The organism is Bartonella sp. AP150HLJHH (assembly GCF_042196385.1).
Lineage (GTDB): Bacteria > Pseudomonadota > Alphaproteobacteria > Rhizobiales > Rhizobiaceae > Bartonella.
The window spans coordinates 95,901-118,877 of the sequence record NZ_JBHIQC010000003.1; the positions used below are offsets into that span (position 1 = coordinate 95,901).

The following is a 22,977-nucleotide window of genomic DNA, read 5'->3' on the forward strand; positions in this document are numbered from 1 at the left end:
AAATGGGAAGCTAAAAGAGTTCTGTTCTGAGAAGACGGATTGTTTCCCAACTGGATAGGGAAGGGGCTTCTGTCCTTTGAGGGGTGGGAGGCAAGTCAAGAATAGAGAGTGTAGCGCCCTATGTCATGATGTTAAAAGCTTTCATTTTGATCAGAGAGTAATTGTAAAATGGCTCTTTGTTTTATCGAGGTTAGAACTCTAAATCTTTTGAGCAGCAGGTATTCTTCTGTACTTGATGCGATTTCATCATGAGGGTATGGGAGCTGTTGTTTTGCTGAGGTGTCCGCATAGAAAAAGACAAGTGGAACATTTAAGATATCGGCAATTTCTTTTAAACGCCCTGCGCTGACACGATTTAAGCCGTTTTCATATTTCTGGATTTGTTGGAAAGTAACACCTAAATGTTGACCTAATGTTTTTTGAGACATTTTTAGCATTTTTCGTCTCAAACGAATTTTTTTGCCAACGAAAATGTCATTATCAAGATTTTTGGCTCGCATTTTAAAGCCCCCTCCGAGTGCGAGCGCCCTCGCATTGGTATTCCGGGAGTTAAAAACACTGAGTCCGAATCAGCATTTTGCTTTTAGTGCTTAAAGCACCTGGACATAGCAAAATCTCCCGGAATTCCGGGATACCCACAGAGTGGGTTCATTTTTATGTATCGGACCTTAGGGTTTTTAATCCCCGTTGATCGTTGCGTATACGATCAAAAATACCTTTAAATATGTAAAGTAATTTCGGAGGCTTGGCAATAAAAAATAGTTTTTTTATAAGAGACGGCGTGTTTTTCGTCCAAGCAAAAAGAATGAAAAAATAGAGCTTGCGGAATTTTCGGGATAGTCTAGCTCTTTTGCTTATTGGATATTGTTTGTTAAGCAAATGATACCAGTGCATTTTCTTTACCAATGAAAATGTCATTATCAAGATTTTTGGCTCGCATTTTAAAGCCCCCGCCGGTTGCGAGCGCCCTCGCGTTGGTATTCCGGGAGTCTAAAAACACTGACCTCGAATCAGCCTTTTTGCTTTTAGTGCTTAAAGCACCTGGACAGAGCAAAATCTCCCGGAATTTCTATAAATTTTATCTTTTTGAAGCAGAGAGGAGTATTTTAAAAAACAGGAAGGAGCTTTATTGCTTCTTTGTGCGCTTTTTCTAGTTGTGTCTTGTCCATGCCTTGGAGCATTATTTCAAGATCAGGAGCTTGCATTTTTGCTTCCTTTGCGAGCATATACCATGCCGCTGCCATTATTATATCGCCTTTTGTTCCTGTGCCATCTCGATAAAGCCTTGCAAGGGAAATCTGTGCTGGTGCAATCATGTTGACGGCATTTCTGTGAAGTAAATGAAAAGCACGCTGAAAATCTGTTTCTCCTCCACGCCCCTGTACAAGCCATTGTGCTAAATGAAGCTGAGCTTTTAAGTGGTTGTTTTGAGCCGCTACCTCCATGAGCTTGCGGGCATTGCGATCATCTTTTGGTCGCTTTAACGTGCCTAAGGAAAGAATTTTTGCAGCAGAAAAAGCCGCTTCAGCATCGCCAAGAGCAGCACCTTTTAAGTACCATTTTAAGGCTTGCTCGATTGCTTCATTTTCACGACTTTGGGAAGAAACACCAGGGAGAGCTTGTTTTTCCTGTGAGGCTTTATAAAGAAGCAGTTGTCCATAATAAAAATAGGCTTCCTTGACGCCTGCTTTGACAGCTTTTTGAATGAATTGCGCACCAAGTTCTTGATTTTGTTTTATAAAGTGACCATCAAACAACATAAGTCCATAGCGTAGTTGTGCTTGGGGTTCCCCCTGTTTTGCAGCGCGTTCAAACCATAAAGCAGCACGCGCACCGTCAATAGGAACAGCACATCCTTCCATATAAATTCGGGCAAGAAGAGTTTGTGCAAAAGGATCATTTTTTTCAGCACGTCGGAGTGCTTCACGAAAAGCTTTTAAATAATAACCTTGGATGTAATAGTCATAGGCTTGGTCATAGTCTCCAGCTTTTAAGGGCTGAAAGGGTTCTTGAGTGTTTGAAGCTTCTTGAATCGTATTGAAAGAGCTTTCAGAATTTGAGATTTCTTCAGTGTTTCCCGCTGAACTTACAGCAGAACTTGCAAGCCCAATCACGCCTAAGATGAGCAGCTTCACGCTTCTCTTGATCATGGTGTTTTCTCCTCATTACCGATCAGAATTTTCACATTTTTTTTTCATCATTACAAGCCGTATAAGAATTTCATTTCTATATTACTTTTTATCTCTCAGTTTTTCGTCTTGGTTCAAGGTAGGATTGGGTAAGTTAAAAAAGTAGCATAAATGTCGACGAGAGACAGACTGTTTAAAACAGTCCTGTTAAAAATAATACAGTCCTGTTAAAAATAATAATGATGAAGGGTTATCGTATGTAAAGATGCTTATCTTCTATTATATCAAGGGCTTATCCCCCCTAAAATGAAAAAATGCTTACAATGGAGGTTGCTTTTAAAAATACGTATGAATGCTTATGAATAGCGCACGCTATCCGTGTGATGTTAGCTTGCATTCTCATCAGAGATCAGCTGTAAAAAGGCTTTCTTTTTTACCGTTGTTAGAACTCTAAATCTTTTGAGCAGCAGGTATTCCTCTGTGCTTGATGCGATTTCATCATGGTGGTATGGGGACTGCTGTTTTGTAATGATATCGGCGTAAAAAAAGGCAATGGGAACATTCAAGATATCGGAAATTTTCTTTAATCGCCCTGCGCTGACACGATTTAAGCCTTTTTCATATTTTTGAATTTGTTGGAAGCTTACGCCTAAAGCGTGCCCTAAAGTTGTTTGAGACATTTTTAGCATTTTTCGTCTCAAACGAATTTTTTTGCCAATGAAAATATCATTATCAAGATCTTTGGTTTGCATTTTAAAGCCCCCGCCGGTCGCGAGCGCCCTCGCATGAGTATTCCGGGAGCTTGAAAATACTGAGTTCTAGTCAGCCTTTTTGCTTTTAGTGCTTAAAGCACCTGGACATAGCAAAAACTCCCGGAATTCCGGGATACCCACAAAGTGGGTTCATCTTTACGCTAGAACTTAGGGTTTTCAAGGCCCCTTTTGGTCGTTGCGTATGCGACCAAAACATCTTTTAATTCATAAAGTAATTTCAGGAAATTTACAATAAAAATAGTTTTTTACTTACAAAATTTGTTTTTTTATGAGAGGCTATCCGCTTCTTAAATCTCTCTGGAATGATTGTCAAAATCATGACATCAGCCCCGCGTTTATTAAAGAGACTAAAATGATCTTCTACGGTAGTGAATTTACACGCGGTATCTTCATTAAAATTTGCACAATCGCTTGCTGTTTGAGGAAGGGTGGGGGATGATCGTTTCTCTGTGCTATAGGATGTGTGTGTCTGTGGCATGTGGTGAGGTGCCTTGTGGTTTTGGGCGTGCGCTTTAAAAAATAAACATAAGCATTATTCAAATTTAACGTGATGCTGTAGCAAATTTTTTTGCATCTAAATTGTAGCCAACTTCACATAGTCGATCAAAAAGATCCGGAAGTGTTTCTTTTACGTGTTCATTAAAAGGAATGTATTTAAGCCCACCAAAATCTGAAGGGAGTTCAAGGTCTTGTTTTTTTAGAATAGCGACATTTTTGCGAGAAAGTGCAGCGGTTAACATGCCCATTTCGAAAATAACGTTTTGTCGTGCACGAAATTGTTCTTTTTTTTCTCTGTCAGATCTAGCATAGCCTATATCATCGGGAGTAAATAGTACAATACCAAATCCTATAGAATCTTTACAAGCTTCTTTTTCCAAAATTTCAATGAGGGTTAAACCATTACCACCAGTATTTTTTAAGATGTATGGTTCGAGACCAAGCCTGCGAAGAATAAGTTCAAGTTGCTCTAGAGCAATATGGTCATGGCCATGAACGATAAAGATTTTTTTATTTGAAGGATTGGAAGCAGTTTTTGAGGAAGGAATCGTTGATGTTTCTTCTAGATGCTTTGCTAAATCTTCTGTTAGCTTTTGTTTTATGTTTGCGCTGCCTTGAACTTGAAGTTTTCCTGTGCTTTTAAACCAATTAGTAGTGCCTCCTTCGTAGGTTTTGATCTGATATCCTTCAGGGGATGGATGTGATAGAGGTTTAGTTTCTTTGATTTGATATCCAGCTTTGCGAATTATGTTTTTAAGATCTTCAAGTGTTCCGCTATATTGCATTTTTATGTCCCCTGCATATTTGTATCGTCAGCTATTGGTATTCAGTACCAATATTGAAAATGACCATTTTCCCCAATCACAATGCTTTGTCTTTATAAGACATTGAACGAGAAAGTTTCTATGATCCTTTTTTCTATATATTATATGAAAAAAGACGCTAGTTTTTTTTATCAATTTGATTGAATTATTAAGCAATTTTATTGAGTTTCGAGGTATCCTCTTTATCTGTTATTGTGTGTTCTATATAAGTAATATAGTGGTGAGTGTTTGGATTTTTATTAACGCTTTATTTATAAATTCTCCTCCTATATTACAAGGGGGTTTTCTCACATTTTTCTTGCATTGTTTTAAGCAGCATTAAGGGGTTGTCGTTCCCCAAAATGACTTCTTCTACAGCAATGAATTCACATCCAGTCTTTAAGACTTCATCAAAGGTTGAAAAATCGCTCCCTGCTTGGATAATGGCGGGGGTTTGCATAATCTCTGCCCACCATGTTGCTAACTGGAGATTGCGGGGGTGCGCTTGGGGTTTTTTATCAGCCCCGAGTTTTCCAAAGAACAGGTAATCAACACCTGTTTCCGCTGCAAGCATAGCACTATGGCGATTGCGTAGATTGCCAAAGCCTATGATTTTTTGTTCCTTTTGCTGATTTTTGAAGCTTTCAAGAGCGTTAAGATCATCTTCTATGTGCAATCCATCAGCCTTTATGCGCCCAGCAATGCGGCTGTCACCCGCGATGAGAAGAGCGGCATCATTATTTTGAATATCTTCTGCGTAAATTTGCGCTTGTTGTTGCAAAAAAGAGCTATCATCTTTCAACTTTTCAGAATCATAGAGGATGACGCATGCAAAAGACTTTGTTTGCAAAATTTGCCGCAATAATGCGTGTGGGGTGTTGCGCCGAACATCAAGTGTTAAAATCAACTGAGGGAAAAGAGGTGGATCAATTGGTTTATTTTTTTGTTGTGTCATGTCAAATCCCTGTTTCTTAGAAAAAATAACGCTTAAAAATTAAAGTTTCATTCTATTATGCTTATTTGCAATGAAAGTGACCACCATTTTCACGTAATTTAAAGGATTTGTGGGTGTGTGGAAGCCTGTTTATGAGAAATGAGAGTGTTTTTAAGCATAATATGTTACCTTTTCGCTGTGATACACGTATGGACGCTTTTCGTTCTTTTGCCTTTAAAAAACTTTTGCTTTTAAAAAAATAAACGCTTAAAATGAAACTTGACTCTTAAAAATTAAAATTTCATCCTGTTCATGCTTGTTGGCAATAAGGGTAAGCACCATTTTTATGGGACTTCAAGGGGGGTGCAACGTGTGGGAGTCCACTGATGAAGTACCAAGGTATTCTTGAGCATAATACTCAACCTTCTCATCGTGATACACGCATTGACGTTTTTCGTTCTTTGGCCTTATTGACGATTTTCATCAACCATATTCCCAGAACGATCTATGAGTCTTTTACTCATAGAAATTTCGGTTTTTCTGATTGTGCAGAAGTGTTTGTTTTGCTTTCAGGGATTGCTCTTGGGTTAAGCTTTCATGGACGGTTACAGCAAAAATCCTTTGCTTTTATTATCCGAAAACTTTGGTACAGAGCTCTGCAGCTCTATGGGGCATATCTTTTTACGACTTTTGTCACGTTAAGTCTTTTTTTTGCTGCCTTTTTATTATGGCGAACAGAAAAACTTTTATCGATGAACAACGTGGGACTCTTTTTTAAAGAGCCTAGTATCGCATTTTTGAGTACCTTAAGCTTTGGGCATCAATTGGGATATAATAATATTCTTCCTCTTTATATCGTTTTGATGTTTTTTGCGCCTTTTATCCTTTATTTGAGTTGTAAGCAGACAAAATGGCTGCTTTTGGGCTCCTTTACACTGTATCTTATCTGCGGATTTTATAAAATTGCTCCTCCTTCTTATCCTTTAAAGGGAAAGTGGTTTTTAAATCCTTTGTCTTGGCAATTCTTATTTGTCATAGGATTGACCAGTACTTTAGCGCTTAAACAAGGAAAAAAAATCGCTTTTCAGTCTTTTTGGATTGTTTGTGCGGCAGCGTATCTCTTGTTGGCGCTGTTATGGGTTCGCTTAAACTGGTGGGGCATTTTGGGGTGGCTTGGCTGGTCTTCCCCATTGTTGAACTTTAATAAAACCTTTTTAAGCTTGCCACGTTTACTCCATGTTCTTGCATTAGCCTTTCTCATTCTTTCTTTGCCGCGCATCAATAAATGGTTTTATGTCTCTCCAAAACATCCTTTAGCAATTTTAGGAAAACATAGTTTACCGGTCTTTGTAACGGGAACCATTTTTGCGATGTTTGGACAAATTATAAAAACAGTGATGACAGAAACGTTTTTTTCCGATACCCTCTTAATAATAACGGGTATTGCTTTGCAATTTGGAGTCGCTTATTATTGTGAAAAACGGCAATCTTGGCAGTGGTCCTTTTCAAGGAAAATGATCCGTTTATAAAAAATATTCCTGTAGTGTTTGTTGGGCACGTTAACCTTAGTATAAAAAGTGCGTTGCGCAAAAAAATTAAAAGAGGTAGCAGTTTTAAAAAAAAGCGTTCTATACAGCAACAAAAGAAACTTTTTAATACTCTATTCGTTAAGGGGTATGATTTTGTGCTGATACTTGGAGTATAAAAGCGTGAGTGTACATAAACGTCCATATGATGAACCTATTATCATGATTGAGCATAATGCTTTTGAAAATGCTTTTAATCGTCTCTATGAAGAAACAATGGCGCTGATTGAAAAAACCGCAGCGTATATTGACTCAGAAGGGAAATTAGTAGCACGCTCTCTTTCGGCAGAGGTTTCTGCAGTTTATGCGAAAGAGGCTATGTATTTAAGTACACGACTTATGCAAATCGCTTCTCAACTCCTTCTTCTTCGCGCAGAGCGTGAAGGGGAAATGTCATCAGAACAAATAAAAAAAGAAATTGTAAAAGTGTCACTTCATACACCGACATTGGAACTTGAAACCCCTCATTGGCATGAATTGCCAGAAATTTTTCGCCAATTTGTTTCTCATTCATTGCGTTTAGAAGCGCGCATAACCTATATGCGTGCTGGGTGGGAAACTGCGGCCTCCTCTGCTCTAGAAGATGATAATCCAGTAGGAAAACAAATCGAATTGCTCAAAACAGCCTTTGGGCGTTCTTAGAGGGACTCCCCTTGCTTTGTGCGAAGGAGAAATATCATCAGAACAAATAAAAAAAAGAAATTGTAAAAGTGTCACTTCATACACCGACATTGGAACTTGAAACCCCTCATTGGCATGAATTGCCAGAAATTTTTCGCCAATTTGTTTCTCATTCATTGCGTTTAGAAGCGCGCATAACCTATATGCGTGCTGGGTGGGAAACTGCGGCCTCCTCTGCTCTAGAAGATGATAATCCAGTGGGAAAATAAATTGAATTACTGAAAACAGCTTTTGGGCGTTCTGAGAAGAATAGCTCCTTGCTTCTTTCTTACGATATTTAGAGCAGTATACCCATTTTTTTTTACAACCGAAATTTCACAATTAAAACTAATCTAGAGTGTTTTTTTCTGCCTAATTTCTATTTGGCGTAGAAATATCTTGAGCTTATAGCTTAGAGGGGGTGTATAAGTATTGATTTCGAATATGGCATGGGATGGAGTATGGTTGGTCTTATGGAAATCGACTTTGGTTGATTGCAGCTGGAACACTTTCTGTTGATCTATCGTGTGATTTTGTTTTGGCTCTGATAATGATCTGGCTCTAAGATAGAGTAGGGGCTTGTACATCAATTTATTTGTGCTCTATAATTTATGCCTATAAAGCTGCTGTAAAGTGTGTGTTAATGAGGATGATACACATTGTTGCAGTTTTGGGGCTTCTTTTGTTTTGAATGGAAGTTATTTTTCCTCGCGTAAAATAAAATATCCAAAATAAAGTGCCATATAATGAATGCCCCATGGGTTCCCTGTGCCCCCATGCAATGTCCCTCTCTACGCAATGTCATTGTGGTGTGATGGGTATATTCAAAAACACCTCTCAGTTCTTATTCATATCCGTTGAGCTCTCCTCATCTTTACGTTTGCAAAGGAGAAAGCCGGCACGATCATCATATTTGCCAGTTCTCAATGTTGCGACAAGCTCTTGGCACTTGAGTCAATTCATTAGAGGCATTTTTAGTCCTGTCTTGTACAGTTTCACTCTATACGGCAATCCCACGTTTCATATGTAAGAGAATGGTTTTGATTGCTTCAATATAAACAGATTTGTAATGAGAAAATCTTAGGATATTCGGGATTCTTATGCAACATACAAAATAATTAATTATCTTTGTAAATCAATGTGTTGAGTTATTGTGGTAGCGTCATGCTATAATGTAAAAAGTTTCCGTAAAGTGTATACTATCCATTGCATAGCCTCTTTATACTTATGAATGTGCAATCCAGCACTGATCTATTTGCTCGTTTGCGATGTTTAACCATTATGGCATTGGAAATGATACAGAAAGGGAATTTTTATGCTTTAGAGGGTGCTTGATAAGGTGCTTGCTTGTGATGTGTGAATGGTTTTGATTGATTTCAGTTATGCTTCATGAAGTGTGTTCCATAAAGATGCTGTTCGTTGTGTGTTATAATTGTATAAATTTGGGGGATATGATTATCTTTTTACTGGTTTTGTCTTGGGTTGCTGGTTTCTTTGTGGTCTTGTCTTTATTCACATCTTTATTCACAGGGGGGAAAAGTGTATAGACTGTAGTTTATGGCAGAGACGATTCGTATTATAGGCATTGATCCCGGATTACGGCGTACAGGGTGGGGCGTTATCGATGTTGCGGGTAATCGTCTTCAGTTTATTGCAGCAGGGACGGTTTCTTCTGATGTACAGTGTGAGCTGGCTTCCAGACTATGTCAGATCCACAAAGGTCTTTCAGAGGTTGTGCATCAATTTATGCCCCATGAAGCTGCTGTAGAACATGTGTTTGTCAACAAAGATGCTACAGCAACTTTAAAACTTGGGCAAGCGCGTGCAATTGCACTGCTGGTTCCTGCGCAAGCAAATCTTCCTGTTTTTGAATATGCGCCCAACAAAGTGAAAAAATCAGTTATTGGGGTTGGACATGGGGCTAAAGAACAAATCCATATGATGGTCAAAGTTCTCCTCCCACGGGCTGAATTTGATAGCAGTGATGCGGCTGATGCTCTTGCTCTTGCTCTTTGTCATAGTATGCACCGTAACAGTATTGACCGATCTTATCAGGCAAGGATGGCGATATGAGTGGGGTGGAAGCATGATTGGCAAATTAAAGGGCACTCTTGAACATATCTTTGATGATCATATCCTTCTTGATGTTCACGGTGTGGGGTATGTTGTTTTTGTGTCAAATCGGCTGCGTCCTTCTTTACCCTCTGTTGGGGAGGCGTTAAGCCTTTTTATTGAAACGCATGTTCGGGAAGACGCAATCCGCCTTTTTGGTTTTGCTACAAGAGCTGAACAGGAGTGGTTTTGTCTTCTACAAAATGTTCCTGGAGTAGGGGCAAAGGTTGCTTTGGCAATCTTGGGTACTTTATCGCCAGATGAACTTGCACAGGCTATTGCTTTAAACGATGTTGCGATGATTAGTCGAGCGCCGGGCGTTGGTAAAAAAGTCAGTGAAAGAATTGTGGGTGAACTGAAAAGTAAAACACTCCCCTTTGAACAAGCTGTCAAGACTGTTTCGGTTTCTCAGCGTGAGATGACCAATCAACCTGCGCATGATGCGCTTTCCGCGTTGATGAAGCTAGGGTTTGAACGGGAGCATGCATCTCGTGCTCTTGCTCTTGCGATGAATGCTCTTGAGGGGGAAACTGTTTCTTCTGCCCTGCTGATCCGCCATAGTCTCAAATTGCTTTCTTCTCCTACTTAAAATCAAGGTAACAATGCATAAAGATGAAGATAAACGCCTTCTGGGTTCCGCCCCCCTTCCTAACGATCCAGATCGTTCCTTGAGGCCACAAGTTCTCGATGACTTTATTGGTCAAGAAGCGGCGCGGGCTAATTTAAAAATATTTATTGAAGCAGCAAAAACGCGGCAAGAAGCGCTGGATCACGTTTTGTTTGTAGGGCCACCGGGGTTGGGAAAAACAACGCTTTCACAGATTATGGCAAAAGAATTAGGCGTTAATTTTCGCTCTACTTCAGGGCCGGTCATCGCTAAAGCAGGAGATTTAGCCGCTCTCTTGACCAATCTTGAAGAACGTGATGTCTTGTTTATTGATGAAATTCATCGCTTAAATCCGGCGATTGAGGAAATTCTTTATCCAGCCATGGAAGATTATCAACTTGATTTGATCATTGGGGAGGGGCCGGCCGCACGCTCGGTGAAAATTGATCTGGCTAAATTTACTTTGGTGGCAGCAACCACACGTTTGGGGCTTTTAACCACACCTCTACGAGACCGTTTTGGCATCCCAATTCGTCTCAATTTTTATACGATAGAAGAATTGGAATATATTGTGCAGCGTAATGCACGACTTTTTGCCGTTAAGATCAGTGATGATGGTGCTCATGAAATTGCACGCCGAGCACGCGGGACGCCTCGTATTGCCGGACGGCTTTTACGGCGCGTTTGTGATTTTGCTCTGGTTAAACAAGCAAAACAAATTGACCAAAAAATCGCCGATGAAGCCCTTTCGCGCCTTGAGGTTGATCATCTTGGGCTTGATCCGCTTGACCGCCGCTACTTGCTCCTGATTGCGGAAACTTTTTTAGGGGGACCGGTGGGGATTGAAACGATTGCTGCTGCTTTATCAGAACCACGCGATGCCATTGAAGATATTGTTGAACCGTATTTGCTCCAACAAGGTTTTATTCAAAGAACCGCTCGTGGACGCATTCTAACTGAAAAGGCTTGGAGCCATTTAGGGCTTTCTGCTCCAGCCTCTACAACGTCTATACAAAGGCGTTCTCAACTTTCTGATGCTCAAGACAATTCATCACTTCAGACGTCTTTATGGGATGGGGAAGATGATTAAGACATTCTCTTTATTAAAAGAAACTATGTGAATATTTTATAGCAAGGTCATAAAATACAAGAGACGTGCCTTCTTTTAGCATATTCTGGCTAAAAAGGTTTGGCACTATTAAAGATTTTTTGCTTTTCACAACTTCAACACAAAAATGTGTTCAATCTTTTGATTGATAGATAATTTGCTATATTAGATGATTTTATGGGATATGAAGTCGATGACAGAAATAACACCTTTTAAGAGCAATCATACAAACGCTTTTCATAATTTTCAGGTCCGCGTTTATGTTGCGGATACAGATTTTTCCGGTGTAGTTTATCATGCGCGTTATCTTGAGTTTTTTGAACGAGGACGTTCAGAGTTTTTACGGGATACCGGTTTTAATAATAAGATGTTAGCAGCAGGGGGTGAGGGGGAAAAACTATTTTTTGTTGTTCGTCATATGGAAATTAATTTTTCAAGACCCGCTAAAATTGATCATCTTTTAGTCGTTAAAACACGTGTTACTCATATCCAAGGGGCCCGCTTTTTTATGGAGCAATCTATTTTGCATGAGATGACTACGTTGGTAACAGCCAAAGTTGAAATTGCTCTGATTAATGAGGAGGCAAAACCGCGACGTTTACCCAAAGAACTTTTTGCAAAAATGCTTGGTTAAAAGTGTTATTCATTGAATTAGCAGTTTCAGGAGAGATCAGCAGATATAAAGTAATCTACAATCTAAGACTATACATTTATCATAGCCTAGATGTTTTCTAACAAGGTTACACGATACAGCAAAAGAAAGCACCTCTGCTACAATAACTACAATAAATTGAAGATGATATCCCACAAAATTAAACACACCTCATCCATGTTATGATTCAAAAACAATGTCATATCATCCATTTTCTTCTATAAACTCAAGATATTTTTCTTTCTTTTGAAGAAAGGTTTGTTGGCATCGGAAAGCAGCGAAAAGGTACAAAATATAAAAAAATAAAAATGTATATACCCAGCAACATATTGCAATAAAGGGATAATAAGCTATTAGGTCGAAAATTGTCTCAAAATACTTAAAGGTTTTTTTTAAGCAATTTGATTTGTTTTTTTACTGGACTGTCATTTGGCATCACAAGAGCGCGTGTTTCATCCATTTCTATCCATCATGCATCACTTTATGTGCGCTTCTAAACGTAGTGAATGAGTGAGAGATCAATGTATACAAAGCAGAAATGCATTCTTGATTTAAAGTTTCAAAAGCATATTATTCTATATAATATATTGACTTAGAAAGATAAATTATCACTTCTCACGGGTACAAACCCTAATAGAGGAATAAAATACTTTGCATTTCAAATCTGTTCATGTTGAAACAATTAAAATCATTTGCTTATACATCATAAGAGAGCAATATAAATCATTGAAAAAATTGTAAAAATGTTCCTTATGTATCATTCTCAATGCAATAACGATCAAATATCGCAAGTGAGCAAAGAGAGCGAAGAAGCTGGTTTTCATGAAGTAAAGACGTGAAAAGACTTTTTTCATGTCACAGAAGCTTTTACGTTATACCATAGTGCCAGAGAGATGATAGGCATTGAAAGGGGCTAATTCACAACACAATGAGATTACATGAGACTTACACTAGATTATATAGGACTTATAGGGGGCCTAGGTGAGGTGCATTGTTGTGAGGCGTTTTAGGGTGGTTTAGTGTCGTTTTTTGTGCCCGATGGTGTGATCTTATTAAAGAATGAGAGAAACAATAGCCTGAGGCAAAGCGTCATCTTTTATGATGATAACATATTTATTTACAATGATAATTCATTGCGTTGTCACTTTCAGATAATTCTGAAACTTGTAAAATTTTTTCTTTTCAAGCTCTATTGCTGCGAATTAATCAAAAACATTTTCTTACATGTCACAAGCGGAGTTGATGAGTGGGTACAAAAACACTTAAGAAAGGAATAAATGCCTCTTATGAATCTTTTCAAGTGCTAAGACTTATCGCTGTATTTTAAGCTTAAAACGCGTATGATGATTTAGCGTTCTTTTCATAAGCGTAAAGATGGTGGTGCATAATGGATTTTATATCATGCATTTTTATGTCTTTTATTTTTATAGCATTTATGGAGAAATCCTGATCGTTATATTTTTCATAAATGCTGTTGTGAAATGAGGGGGGTGTGCATTGAGGGATGTCTCTCGTCATCACTTTTTAAGGAAATTTAAGAAACAAGTCTTGTTTTAGCGCATGGATTTATGTGAAACTAAAGTCTTTACTTAAATTTAGAAACTATAAAATAATCTATTTTATAAAACTTTTAAAAATACACCTTTCATTTAGAGGGATAAAAATTATGCCGCATGGTGAACTAACAAATCCGGAAACAATTGGAATGTTGCATTTGTTTATGCAAGCGAGTTGGATCGTGAAAGGTGTTATGATTGGGTTGCTGCTCGCTTCTATCTGGAGTTGGGCAATTATTTTTGATAAAATTTTTACGTATCGGAGAATACGGCGTGAAATAAAGCAGTTTGAACGCACATTTTGGTCTGGCAAAGCGCTAGAAGATCTTTATGCATCATGCAAAAGTCAACGTACCAATAGTATATCCGCAGTTTTTATGGCAGCAATGGTTGAATGGAAAAAATCTCTTGAAAAAGGGACCCATACATCGAAAAGTTTGCAGAGCAGAATTGATAAGGCTATGGATTTGACGCTGGGACGTGAAAGTGAAAAAATAGAATCAAAATTAAGTTTTCTTGCGACACTGGGATCTGCGGGACCTTTTATCGGACTTTTTGGAACAGTTATTGGTATTATGGAGTCTTTTCTTTCTATTTCAGCTTCTCAAAATACATCACTTGCCATTGTCGCGCCAGGGATTGCAGAAGCGCTTTTGGCAACCGCTATTGGTTTGTTTGCAGCAATTCCAGCTGTTATTGCTTATAACAAGTTGACTCATGAAAGTGCGCGCATCATTGCACAAATAGAAAATTTTGCCGATGAATTTTCAACAATTGTATCGCGGCGTATTGATGAAACACGCACAGCACCTTCCTCTTTATAAAAAGGATCTTATCCCATGGGCTTTTCTGTTGCTTCTTCTTCTCGCAAAAATACACGTAGGCGGCATCATTCACGAAGCCAACTGATGAGTGAGATCAATGTCACTCCTTTTGTGGATGTCATGCTGGTCTTGTTGATTATTTTTATGGTCTCTGCCCCCCTTTTAGTGAACGGTGTTCCTCTAGATTTGCCTCGTAGTCAAGCGGGTCCCGTACGAGCTCAAAAAACACCTCTTACGGTTTCACTTGACGCGCAAGGGCGCTTTGCCATTAATCAAGATTATTATGAAACGTCACAGTCCCTGATTGCACACCTGAAAACTCTTCTGGAAGCAGATGCTACACAAAAAGATCAACGGGTTTTTGTACGGGTTGCTAAAACTGTTGAATATCAGCAAGTATTAAAACTGCTGGCAGATATTCAAAAAGCGGGGTTTTCTCAAGTCGCGTTAGCAAGTTTAGCACAATAAATAATAAGTAATAAAATTGTGCATAACCGGTTGTTTTTAAGATGTTTTTAAAAGAGCATAGAGTGATTAAAAATGAAAAAATGTAAGGCATAAGTAAGGCATAAAGAATGAACAAAGACTCCTATCATAGTATGAAACGAGGCTTGGCTTTATCCCTTGTGGTCCATGTCATTTTTCTCAGTTGGGGAGCTATTCAGTTTACAAGCTCTGTCTCTTTACCACAACCGTTGGAAGCAATTCCCATCACTCTTGCTCCTTTGGTGGACGAGTTTTCTTCTCAACAAGGAGCCGTGAAGGCTCCTATACGTGCAATCCCTGCCGTCAAACCAACTATGCAACCACAAGAGAAAGAAGATGCACGCCATATTGGAGAGGGACAAATAGATAGTCTTGCACCGTTTCAACCAGAGGAAAAGCTGCGTCCCGTTGAAACAGCATCGCCACCATCAAGCGAGAACACGTCAGAAACATTTGCACCCGAACTTACAAAACCAGAATTATTAGAAGCAAAAACAGAGGAGATTTCAAAAGAACCAGAGAATGAGCTCAAGGTTGCGTCTGAGATACCTTTGAAAGTACCGGAAGATGCGCCAAAGCTTGCACCTGAGATACCTTTGAAAGTACCGGAAGATGCGCCTAAGGTTGTGCCTGAGATGCCTGTGAGAGTACCGGAAGATGAGCCCAAGGTTGCGCCTGAGATGCCTTTGGAGGCACCACCGGAGGATGCACCCAAGGTTGCGCCTGAGATGCCTTTGGAAGCACCGAAGGATGCGCCCAAGGTTGCGCCTGAGATGCCTGTGAGAGTACCGGAAGATGCGTCAAAGCTTGCACCTGAGATGCCTTTGGAGGCACCGGAGGATGCGCCCAAGGTTGCGCCTGAGATGCCTTTGAGAGTGCCGGAAGATGCCTCTAAGGTTGCGCTCAAGCCTGCGCACAAAAATGAAGAAATGATATCGCCAAAAGAATTGGCTCCAACGGTCCCAAAAGTACCAGCAGAGCAGATTGTTCATCAAGCGCCCAAAATTGTACTTCCAGAAAAATCTCTTCTTCCACAGTTTAAACCAAAGTTTGACGGAGAATTTCCAAAGAAGAATGAGGCTGCATTGAATCAAAAGACGCCAAAGCTTAACAAGAAAAACCAAGAGAAACAGACCATTGAAGATATTTTAGCTCTGGAGGAAAATAATTTGCTCAATCGTGCGCGGTCACAAGGAGGGGGAGCAAAACGTTCTCATACACCAGAAGCTTTGGGTGCAAGAAAAAATATTAATGATACCACAAAAATGGCACAAACATTGGTCAATATTGCGGGGGGATGTATTCAACAGAAGCTTAAACTTGTGGCGCTTGGCGGCGATTTAAAAAATCGTCCGGTCGTGCGGTTGCGATTTTATTTAGACCGTGAAGGGATGGTTGTGGGCGATCCTATCATTGATCCCATAAGCGGCCTTGAGAGTCAACAAGCTATTATGATAAGGCAGGTGTATGCTGCTGTCTTTTCATGCCAACCTTATGCAGATCTCCCACGTGATCAATATGATCTATGGGGGCAAGGTTTTGACTTTAATGTTGATCCCCTCCAAGAAATAAGATGATAAACGAGAAAAAAGCGCTTAACGAAAGGACACATTCCATGATGACTATAACGAGACATAAAGTTTTTGCTTGGTTTATTGTCACTTGTGGGGTGTGGCTTTCAAGTATTTCATCGGGTTATGCGCAATTGAAAGGAACTATTTCGAGCGCTGATTTTAATCCCATTCCCATTGCAATTACAGACTTTATTTCCAATGATTCGATTGGGTTGAAAATATCTGCTGTGGTGACAGCTGACCTTGAACGGTCGGGGCTTTTTTTACCGCTTGATAAAGCAAATTTTTTGGAAAACATTTCTAATCCTAATAAACAACCACATTTTGCTTCTTGGCAGAAAATAAAAGCGCAAGGTTTAGTTACTGGGCAAGTCATGAGAGAAATCGATGGACGTTTGAGGGTCGATTTTCGTTTATGGGATGTGTTTGGACAAAGACAATTGAAAGGACGGCGTTTTTATACTGCGACAGAACGTTGGCGGCGTGTGGCACATATGATCGCAGATGAGATCTATAGTGAGATGACAGGAGAAAGTGGTTATTTTGATACACGAATTGTTTTTATCGATGAAACAGGTCCTCAAAATGCACGCATTAAACGTTTAGCAATGATGGATCAAGATGGAGCAAATTTGATTTATATGTCTGATGGAAGTGAATTGGTGCTTACACCGCGGTTTTCCCCAAAAAGACAAGAATTGACCTATATGGCTTACGAGGACAATCAAGTACCTCATGTTTATCTCCAACAAATTGAAATGGGGCAAAGAGAGTTGATCGGAACGTTTAATAACATGACAATTGCTCCGCGTTTTTCTTCTGATGGACAAAAAGTTATTATGAGTTTGTTACAAAATGATGGGAGTGCCAATCTTTACACTATGGATTTACGAACCCGTACGATGACGCGACTTACAACAACTTCTGCTATTGATACTTCTGCTTCTTATTCACCGGATGGAAAACAAATTGTCTTTTCTTCAGATCGTAGTGGAAAGCCGCAAATCTATAAAATGAATGCGGATGGGAGTGATATTCAGCGTATTTCTTCAAACGATGGGAGTTATTCAACACCTATTTGGTCTCCACGGGGTGACTATATCGCCTTTACAAAACAATTAAGCGGACAATTTTCTATCGGTGTTATGCGCCCTGATGGACAAGGAGAACGAATTTTAACCACGGGGTTTCACAATGAAGGACCAACGTGGGCCCCCAATGGTCGTGTACTGATGTTCTTTCGCAAAAATCCCGGTATGGGACCAAAAATTTATACGATTGATATTACGGGTCGCAATGAACGTCAATTACCCACCCCCAATGATGCTTCAGATCCAGCATGGTCGCCTTTGCTCAATGTACAGTAAAACAAAATGCTTAAAAACAGAGTATAGAAGGAATACAGTCTCAAGTTTAAACAATCTCAATAGTTTTTTAATTATTTAAAAGAAGGAATTGATTATAGTGGGTATGGGGAGTTATGTAGATTTCATCTATCATCTACGGTTGTTGATCGATAATGGAATTTCCTTGGGGGAAAATGCTTAAAAAAATTCAAAACAAGACCTTGAAAAAATAGAGTCGAAAATTCTGAGGTCTTTAGATTTCAACTTTTTATTCAAAGTGTCGCTATATATATTTTTTTAAACTTCTTCTTCAATTTTGTTTGTGAAGAGTTTGGTCTTGTCAGGGGGGGCTGTTGCTCTTTGATGTGTTTTATTCAAGTACGCGGTTGTTTTAGATCTGAATCTTGATTGATTGGTAAGAGCAAAAGGACAGATTTTTAAGATAAATGACGTTATTTTAGAAATATACGATGCCATAAAGTCAAAAATTTATCCGCAACGGATTAGAGAGATGTACCGGCTTTTTGTACAATACTTTGCTAAACAATCAGCTCTGGCTTTCCATTTGCTTATTTTTATTCTGTGATGTTGTAAAAACACTGTCCTTTGAAGTGTGGTGATATAGGGCGTATAAATAGGACAAACCTCTTGCTATATTTAAGTGTTTTTTAAGTGCATGGCGAATATTTAGGGGAGTGCATGTGTGTTGAGCCTTAAGTTTCAAGCGAATTCCATGGGTGATTCGTCATAGGAATACGTTAGGAAACCCCTAATTGTTTAGAGGCTAGATCATTTTCATCACTTGAGAGCGGAGAGAGGAGGTTCATCTTAAAGAACAAAAAGATCAAATGAGAGAGGGGATATAGGGATAATCTTTGGGGCATGTAAGAAGGGCGTGAGGCTACAGAGTTTTGTATGCTTTCTTTTTGGGATTATGTTTTCTGAAATTAATTGCGGTTTTCTTGTTGCACTGACAGCTTTTCCCCGCTATTGACGCGGGGCTTTTATATGTGCGGATAAAGAGGAGAGGTGACAGATGCTTTTGAAGCCCTCATGCATGAAGAGAGGGCTTATGCAAATGATGGGAATTATACAGACAATTTTGCCAAAATCTCATCACTGACATCAAAATTGGCATAAACATTTTGCACATCATCATCTTCTTCTAATGTTGAAATCAGCCGTAAAACGGACAAAGCTTTTTCTTCATCTATTGGTGCAAGGGTGGTGGCTTTCCAAATCGTTTTAATCGATTCTGCTTCACCAAGTTTTGCTTCAAGTGTTTTGGAAACTTCACCAATATCTTCAAATGCGCAGGTAATATGATGTCCGGTTTCTTCTGATTGCACATCTTCGGCACCGGCTTCAATTGCTGCATCCATGATGTTATCGGCTGTCCCTGCTTCTGGCTTATAGATTATTTCACCAATCCGATTAAACATGAAACTGACCGATCCTGTTTCCCCTAAGGCTCCTCCTGATTTTGTGAAGGCGGCGCGCACATTTGAAGCGGTGCGGTTGCGGTTATCAGTTAAAGCTTCAACAATGACGGCAACGCCACCTGGTCCATAGCCCTCATAGCGTACTTCATCATAATTTTCGACATCGGCGCCTGACGCTTTTTTAATCGCGCGTTCAATATTATCTTTCGGCATCGATTGTGCTTTGGCATTTTGAACAGCCAGCCTTAAACGTGGATTCATGGCTGGATCAGGAGCACCTTGTTTTGCTGCTACGGTAATTTCGCGCGCAAGCTTAGAAAATATTTTCGAGCGCATTGCATCTTGACGCCCTTTACGGTGCATAATATTTTTAAATTGTGAATGGCCTGCCATAGTTTTCCTTCCTATTTGAGGGCTTTCTTTCCAGTTGGATACTCTTTAGAATTTAAGACGATAAAGCACGCATCCCACCAGAATAAATGTGCCACAGCATGAGGTGAAATAATCGAATAAACCCTTTATAAGAAAATTCATCTTAAAGGTAAAGACACCTTAGTTGAGGATCATTACAAGAGAGATCTCTTGTCGTTGAGCAAAAATAACGCTATAACAGAATGTAATCTCATAGCAAAATGGTTTATTCCATGCCTCACTTTGTTTTAGGAGTGGTTGGAGAGACCTAAACATATAAAAAAGTTCCAGTGCTCTTGAGTGGGCGGTAACCTGCCTCATAGAAGAGGCGCAGAAGAGGATTTATAAAAATGGCAACGCAACTTTTGATGCCCAAAGCAACAGCTGTTTGGTTGGTTGATAATACAGCTCTTTCTTTTGATCAGATTGCAGAATTTTGTAAATTGCATGTCTTGGAAGTAAAAGCTATTGCCGATGGTGATGCGGCTTATGGTATTAAAGGTTTAGATCCGATTAGTTCTGGGCAATTGACGCGCAGTGAAATTGCACGGGTGGAGGCTGATCAAAACGCACGATTGAAAATTTCTCAATCTAGGGTGCATATTCCTGAAAAAAAACGTAAAGGGGCACGCTATATCCCTCTTTCTCGACGCCAAGATCGTCCCAATGGTATCCTATGGTTGGTGACGAACCATCCCGAGTTGAAAGATGCACAAATTGCACGGTTGATTGGGACAACAAAAGCGACAATTGAACAAATCCGCCTTAGAACCCATTGGAATAGTGCAAATTTGGTTCCTCTTGATCCTGTAGGGCTTGGTTTGTGTTCGCAAATCGATTTAGATTTTGAGCTCCAGCGTGCGGCGAAAAATCGTCCTGTTGCTGCAGAAGAAGATAGGTCGTTGCTTCCCGCTTCTGTGACGGAAAACGCTGCTCTAGAGGAAAATGAGAGTGAAGAAAATCTGCATAAGACTTTTGACGCTGATAAAGTTTTTGCAAAGCTGAACGCGCTGCAAAAAAATCGTCAAGATCAAGATGATGCATAAAAAGCCATGACGCATAAGGGAAACATTTTTTATGGAAATGTTAGAGGAATGGCCAAAGAGAAGAAAAATTGGCAGAGACTCAAAAGTAAAAATGAGGACGAAAAAAACAGAAAAAATTTCGTCTTCATTAGGAATTAACGGTTATTCTTAAAAATATTTTTAAGAATTGACCCTTCTTTACGAAATTCAAGGAGAAACGGACTATGCGCTCTACCAAAAAAACCATCTCTCATTCCTTAGCTATCCTCTTTCTTTTCTCACTATGCTTGGGTGGGTGTGGCAAAAAAAATGTTGGTGCACTTAACGGTATGAATGGCGCTTATATGAATGATGCTGGTTTGAATCAGATGTCACCAGGTTCAGGACAAGAATTTACGGTTAATGTGGGTGATCGCGTGTTTTTTGGTCTCGATTCTTCTTCACTTGATGCTGATGCTGAACGTATTTTAACGCGCCAAGCAGAATGGTTGCTTCATTATCCTTATTATTCTATTATGATCGAAGGTCATGCTGATGAGAGGGGAACACGTGAATATAACTTGGCACTTGGACAGCGCCGTGCTGTTGCTGTGCGAAACTATTTGGTGTCTCTTGGTGTGTCCGCACAACGGATTCAAACAATTTCTTACGGAAAAGAAAGACCTGTAGCAGTATGTGATGATATTTCCTGTTGGAATCAAAATCGACGTGCTGTGACAACGTTGAATGACATGAATAGTCATTAAAAAGAAGATTGTTTGTTTCAACTATTTAATAAGCTCTTAAGGGGAAAAAAGAATGTATCGTAAAATCAATTGGAAAACACTCTTTTATATGGGGGTTTTCATAGCTTGTTCTACTTCACTTGTTCAAAGTGCGGCACGAAAGGCTTCCGAATATCCTGCACATGATACGGATAAAGTTGATGCAGTTGATAAGGCAACTGATGACGTGAAGAAAGCACCTGAAGCAGCCGATAAAGCAGCATCTGATGCGGCGGAAAAAGCCACTGACGCTGTTGATAAGGCTGTTGATGCTGTGAAGGAAGCACCTGAAGCAGCTGATAAAGCAGCATCTGATGTGATAGAAAAAGCCACTGACGCTGTTGATAAGGCTGTTGATGCTGTGAAGGAAGCACCTGAAGCAGCCGATAAAGCAGCATCTGATGCGGCGGAAAAAGCCACTGACGCTGTTGATAAGGCTGTTGATGCTGTGAAGGAAGCACCTGAAGCAGCTGATAAAGCAGCATCTGATGTGATAGAAAAAGCCACTGACGCTGTTGATAAGGCTGTCGATGCTGTGAAGGAAGCACCTGAAGCAGCTGATAAAGCAGCATCTGATGTGATAGAAAAAGCCACTGACGCTGTTGATAAGGCTGTTGATGCTGTGAAGGAAGCACCTGAAGCAGCCGATAAAGCAGCATCTGATGCGGCGGAAAAAGCCACTGACGCTGTTGATAAGGCTGTTGATGCTGTGAAGGAAGCACCTGAAGCAGCTGATAAAGCAGCATCTGATGCGGTGGAAAAAGCCACTGACGCTGTTAATAAGGCTGTTGATGCTGTGAAAGAAGCACCTGAAGCAGCTGATAAAGCAGCATCTGATGTGGAGGAAAAAGCCACTGACGCTGTTGATAAGGCTGTCGATGCAGTGAAGGAAGCGCCTGAAGCAGCTGATAAAGCAGCATCTGATGTGATAGAAAAAGCTACTAGTGTTGCGGAGCACCAAGGGATTATTTTAGAGAATCAACAGGCTTTATTTAAAGATTATGATTTAGATAAGCTTTTGCATAAGATACGAATGGTGCTTGAGCATAACAGTTTAAAAAATGTTAACAAGCAGTTTCACGAGCTTTTTGATACAGAAGCCTCTTCTGTTTATTCTTGTTCTTTTGAAAAGTCTGCTGTAGATGAAAAATCTCAGACTGTAAAAGAAGAGATGGAGCAGGACTATAGTACAGGTGACCAGACAAAGGTTGCTGCTGTGGAAGCTAAGGTGGAGAGCCATGACCATGAAAACAGTCAACCTTTTAACAAAGCGCATGAAGTAAGTGCTCCAATTGAAGCACATCAGAGTGACAATCTTTCTTCTTCTAAAGCTTTGTATAAGGAAGGGTATGATTTTATTCGTTCTGCTAACTATGTTGATGCTGAAAAAAGCTTTTGCGCTTTTCAAAATCGTTACAAAAAAGATCCTTTGAGTGATGATGCTTTATTTTGGTTGGCCGAATCTTTGTTGGGGCAAAAACGCTATCATGAAGCAGCACAAGTTTATCTTACCGCATGGTATGCAGATAAAAAGAAGCTCTATACCTCGGAGATTTTACTGAAATTAGCAAGAAGTATGGTCGCTCTTGAGCCAAATAAAGACGATTGTGCTCATTTTGTGAAAAAATCAAAACGTCAACAAACATTAGCATCTGTTTTTTGTAAACCTGCAAAATAAACAGCGAGG

At 39.7% G+C, this 22,977-nt stretch carries 20 protein-coding genes and 1 pseudogene; 14 read left to right on the forward strand and 7 right to left on the reverse strand.

Going from position 1 to position 22,977, the window contains the following annotated elements:
- Window positions 1–131: 131 nt before the first annotated feature.
- The 6 genes from ACFING_RS02740 to ACFING_RS02765 form a co-directional block, all read right to left on the reverse strand.
- On the reverse strand, window positions 132–500 hold the full coding sequence (locus tag ACFING_RS02740; protein ID WP_375629713.1) for a helix-turn-helix domain-containing protein: 369 nt from the start codon (window positions 498–500) through the stop codon (window positions 132–134).
- A 606-nt stretch (window positions 501–1,106) separates the two neighbouring features.
- A complete protein-coding gene (locus ACFING_RS02745; RefSeq protein WP_375629715.1) occupies window positions 1,107–2,150 on the reverse strand; it encodes a tetratricopeptide repeat protein in 1,044 nt (347 codons plus the stop codon).
- A 365-nt stretch (window positions 2,151–2,515) separates the two neighbouring features.
- A complete protein-coding gene (locus ACFING_RS02750; RefSeq protein WP_375629717.1) occupies window positions 2,516–2,881 on the reverse strand; it encodes a helix-turn-helix domain-containing protein in 366 nt (121 codons plus the stop codon).
- Between the two features lie 247 nt (window positions 2,882–3,128).
- Window positions 3,129–3,380, reverse strand: a complete 252-nt coding sequence (locus ACFING_RS02755; RefSeq protein ID WP_375629720.1) for a hypothetical protein — start codon at window positions 3,378–3,380, stop codon at window positions 3,129–3,131.
- 64 nt (window positions 3,381–3,444) lie between these two features.
- Window positions 3,445–4,185: a TIR domain-containing protein gene (locus ACFING_RS02760; RefSeq protein WP_375629722.1), complete on the reverse strand. Its 741-nt coding sequence runs from the start codon at window positions 4,183–4,185 to the stop codon at window positions 3,445–3,447.
- A gap of 310 nt (window positions 4,186–4,495) precedes the next feature.
- Complete coding sequence (locus ACFING_RS02765; RefSeq protein ID WP_375629725.1) at window positions 4,496–5,158, reverse strand: thiamine phosphate synthase; 663 nt, start codon at window positions 5,156–5,158, stop codon at window positions 4,496–4,498.
- Between the two features lie 365 nt (window positions 5,159–5,523).
- On the opposite strand from ACFING_RS02765, the gene ACFING_RS02770 reads away from it, so the two are divergent.
- The 11 genes and pseudogenes from ACFING_RS02770 (at window position 5,524) to tolB (ending at window position 17,669) form a co-directional block, all read left to right on the forward strand.
- The gene (locus ACFING_RS02770) at window positions 5,524–6,666 is read left to right on the forward strand and encodes an OpgC family protein (RefSeq protein ID WP_375611754.1); all 1,143 of its coding nucleotides are present in this window, start codon (window positions 5,524–5,526) and stop codon (window positions 6,664–6,666) included.
- A gap of 180 nt (window positions 6,667–6,846) precedes the next feature.
- Complete coding sequence (locus ACFING_RS02775; protein WP_375629728.1) at window positions 6,847–7,365, forward strand: DUF1465 family protein; 519 nt, start codon at window positions 6,847–6,849, stop codon at window positions 7,363–7,365.
- 22 nt (window positions 7,366–7,387) lie between these two features.
- Window positions 7,388–7,613: pseudogene (locus ACFING_RS02780) on the forward strand (DUF1465 family protein); the annotation flags it as partial.
- Between the two features lie 1,327 nt (window positions 7,614–8,940).
- Window positions 8,941–9,456, forward strand: coding sequence for a crossover junction endodeoxyribonuclease RuvC (gene ruvC, locus ACFING_RS02785; protein WP_375613206.1), 516 nt, complete (start codon window positions 8,941–8,943; stop codon window positions 9,454–9,456).
- Between the two features lie 13 nt (window positions 9,457–9,469).
- Window positions 9,470–10,084 carry a Holliday junction branch migration protein RuvA gene (gene ruvA, locus ACFING_RS02790; RefSeq protein WP_375611757.1) on the forward strand — a complete coding sequence of 205 codons (615 nt, stop codon included), beginning with the start codon at window positions 9,470–9,472 and terminating at the stop codon, window positions 10,082–10,084.
- Between the two features lie 13 nt (window positions 10,085–10,097).
- Window positions 10,098–11,192, forward strand: coding sequence for a Holliday junction branch migration DNA helicase RuvB (gene ruvB, locus ACFING_RS02795; RefSeq protein WP_375613207.1), 1,095 nt, complete (start codon window positions 10,098–10,100; stop codon window positions 11,190–11,192).
- A 211-nt stretch (window positions 11,193–11,403) separates the two neighbouring features.
- Window positions 11,404–11,844: a tol-pal system-associated acyl-CoA thioesterase gene (ybgC, locus tag ACFING_RS02800; RefSeq protein WP_375611759.1), complete on the forward strand. Its 441-nt coding sequence runs from the start codon at window positions 11,404–11,406 to the stop codon at window positions 11,842–11,844.
- A 1,684-nt stretch (window positions 11,845–13,528) separates the two neighbouring features.
- The gene (tolQ, locus tag ACFING_RS02805; RefSeq protein ID WP_375606538.1) at window positions 13,529–14,242 is read left to right on the forward strand and encodes a protein TolQ; all 714 of its coding nucleotides are present in this window, start codon (window positions 13,529–13,531) and stop codon (window positions 14,240–14,242) included.
- A gap of 15 nt (window positions 14,243–14,257) precedes the next feature.
- Window positions 14,258–14,710, forward strand: coding sequence for a protein TolR (gene tolR, locus ACFING_RS02810; RefSeq protein ID WP_375611761.1), 453 nt, complete (start codon window positions 14,258–14,260; stop codon window positions 14,708–14,710).
- A 107-nt stretch (window positions 14,711–14,817) separates the two neighbouring features.
- Complete coding sequence (locus ACFING_RS02815; protein ID WP_375629731.1) at window positions 14,818–16,305, forward strand: cell envelope biogenesis protein TolA; 1,488 nt, start codon at window positions 14,818–14,820, stop codon at window positions 16,303–16,305.
- 38 nt (window positions 16,306–16,343) lie between these two features.
- Window positions 16,344–17,669, forward strand: coding sequence for a Tol-Pal system beta propeller repeat protein TolB (gene tolB / locus ACFING_RS02820; protein ID WP_375613209.1), 1,326 nt, complete (start codon window positions 16,344–16,346; stop codon window positions 17,667–17,669).
- A 1,067-nt stretch (window positions 17,670–18,736) separates the two neighbouring features.
- On the opposite strand, the gene ACFING_RS02825 is transcribed toward tolB, so the two are convergent.
- A complete protein-coding gene (locus ACFING_RS02825; RefSeq protein ID WP_254492472.1) occupies window positions 18,737–19,483 on the reverse strand; it encodes a YebC/PmpR family DNA-binding transcriptional regulator in 747 nt (248 codons plus the stop codon).
- A 368-nt stretch (window positions 19,484–19,851) separates the two neighbouring features.
- Here ACFING_RS02825 and ACFING_RS02830 point away from each other — a divergent pair, with 368 nt between their 5' ends.
- From ACFING_RS02830 to ACFING_RS02840, 3 genes are all read left to right on the forward strand, one after another.
- On the forward strand, window positions 19,852–20,547 hold the full coding sequence (locus tag ACFING_RS02830; RefSeq protein WP_375611764.1) for a DUF1013 domain-containing protein: 696 nt from the start codon (window positions 19,852–19,854) through the stop codon (window positions 20,545–20,547).
- A 203-nt stretch (window positions 20,548–20,750) separates the two neighbouring features.
- Window positions 20,751–21,272, forward strand: a complete 522-nt coding sequence (gene pal, locus ACFING_RS02835; RefSeq protein WP_273790460.1) for a peptidoglycan-associated lipoprotein Pal — start codon at window positions 20,751–20,753, stop codon at window positions 21,270–21,272.
- A gap of 52 nt (window positions 21,273–21,324) precedes the next feature.
- A complete protein-coding gene (locus tag ACFING_RS02840) occupies window positions 21,325–22,968 on the forward strand; it encodes a tol-pal system protein (RefSeq protein WP_375629734.1) in 1,644 nt (547 codons plus the stop codon).
- The last annotated feature ends 9 nt before the right edge of the window (window positions 22,969–22,977 follow it).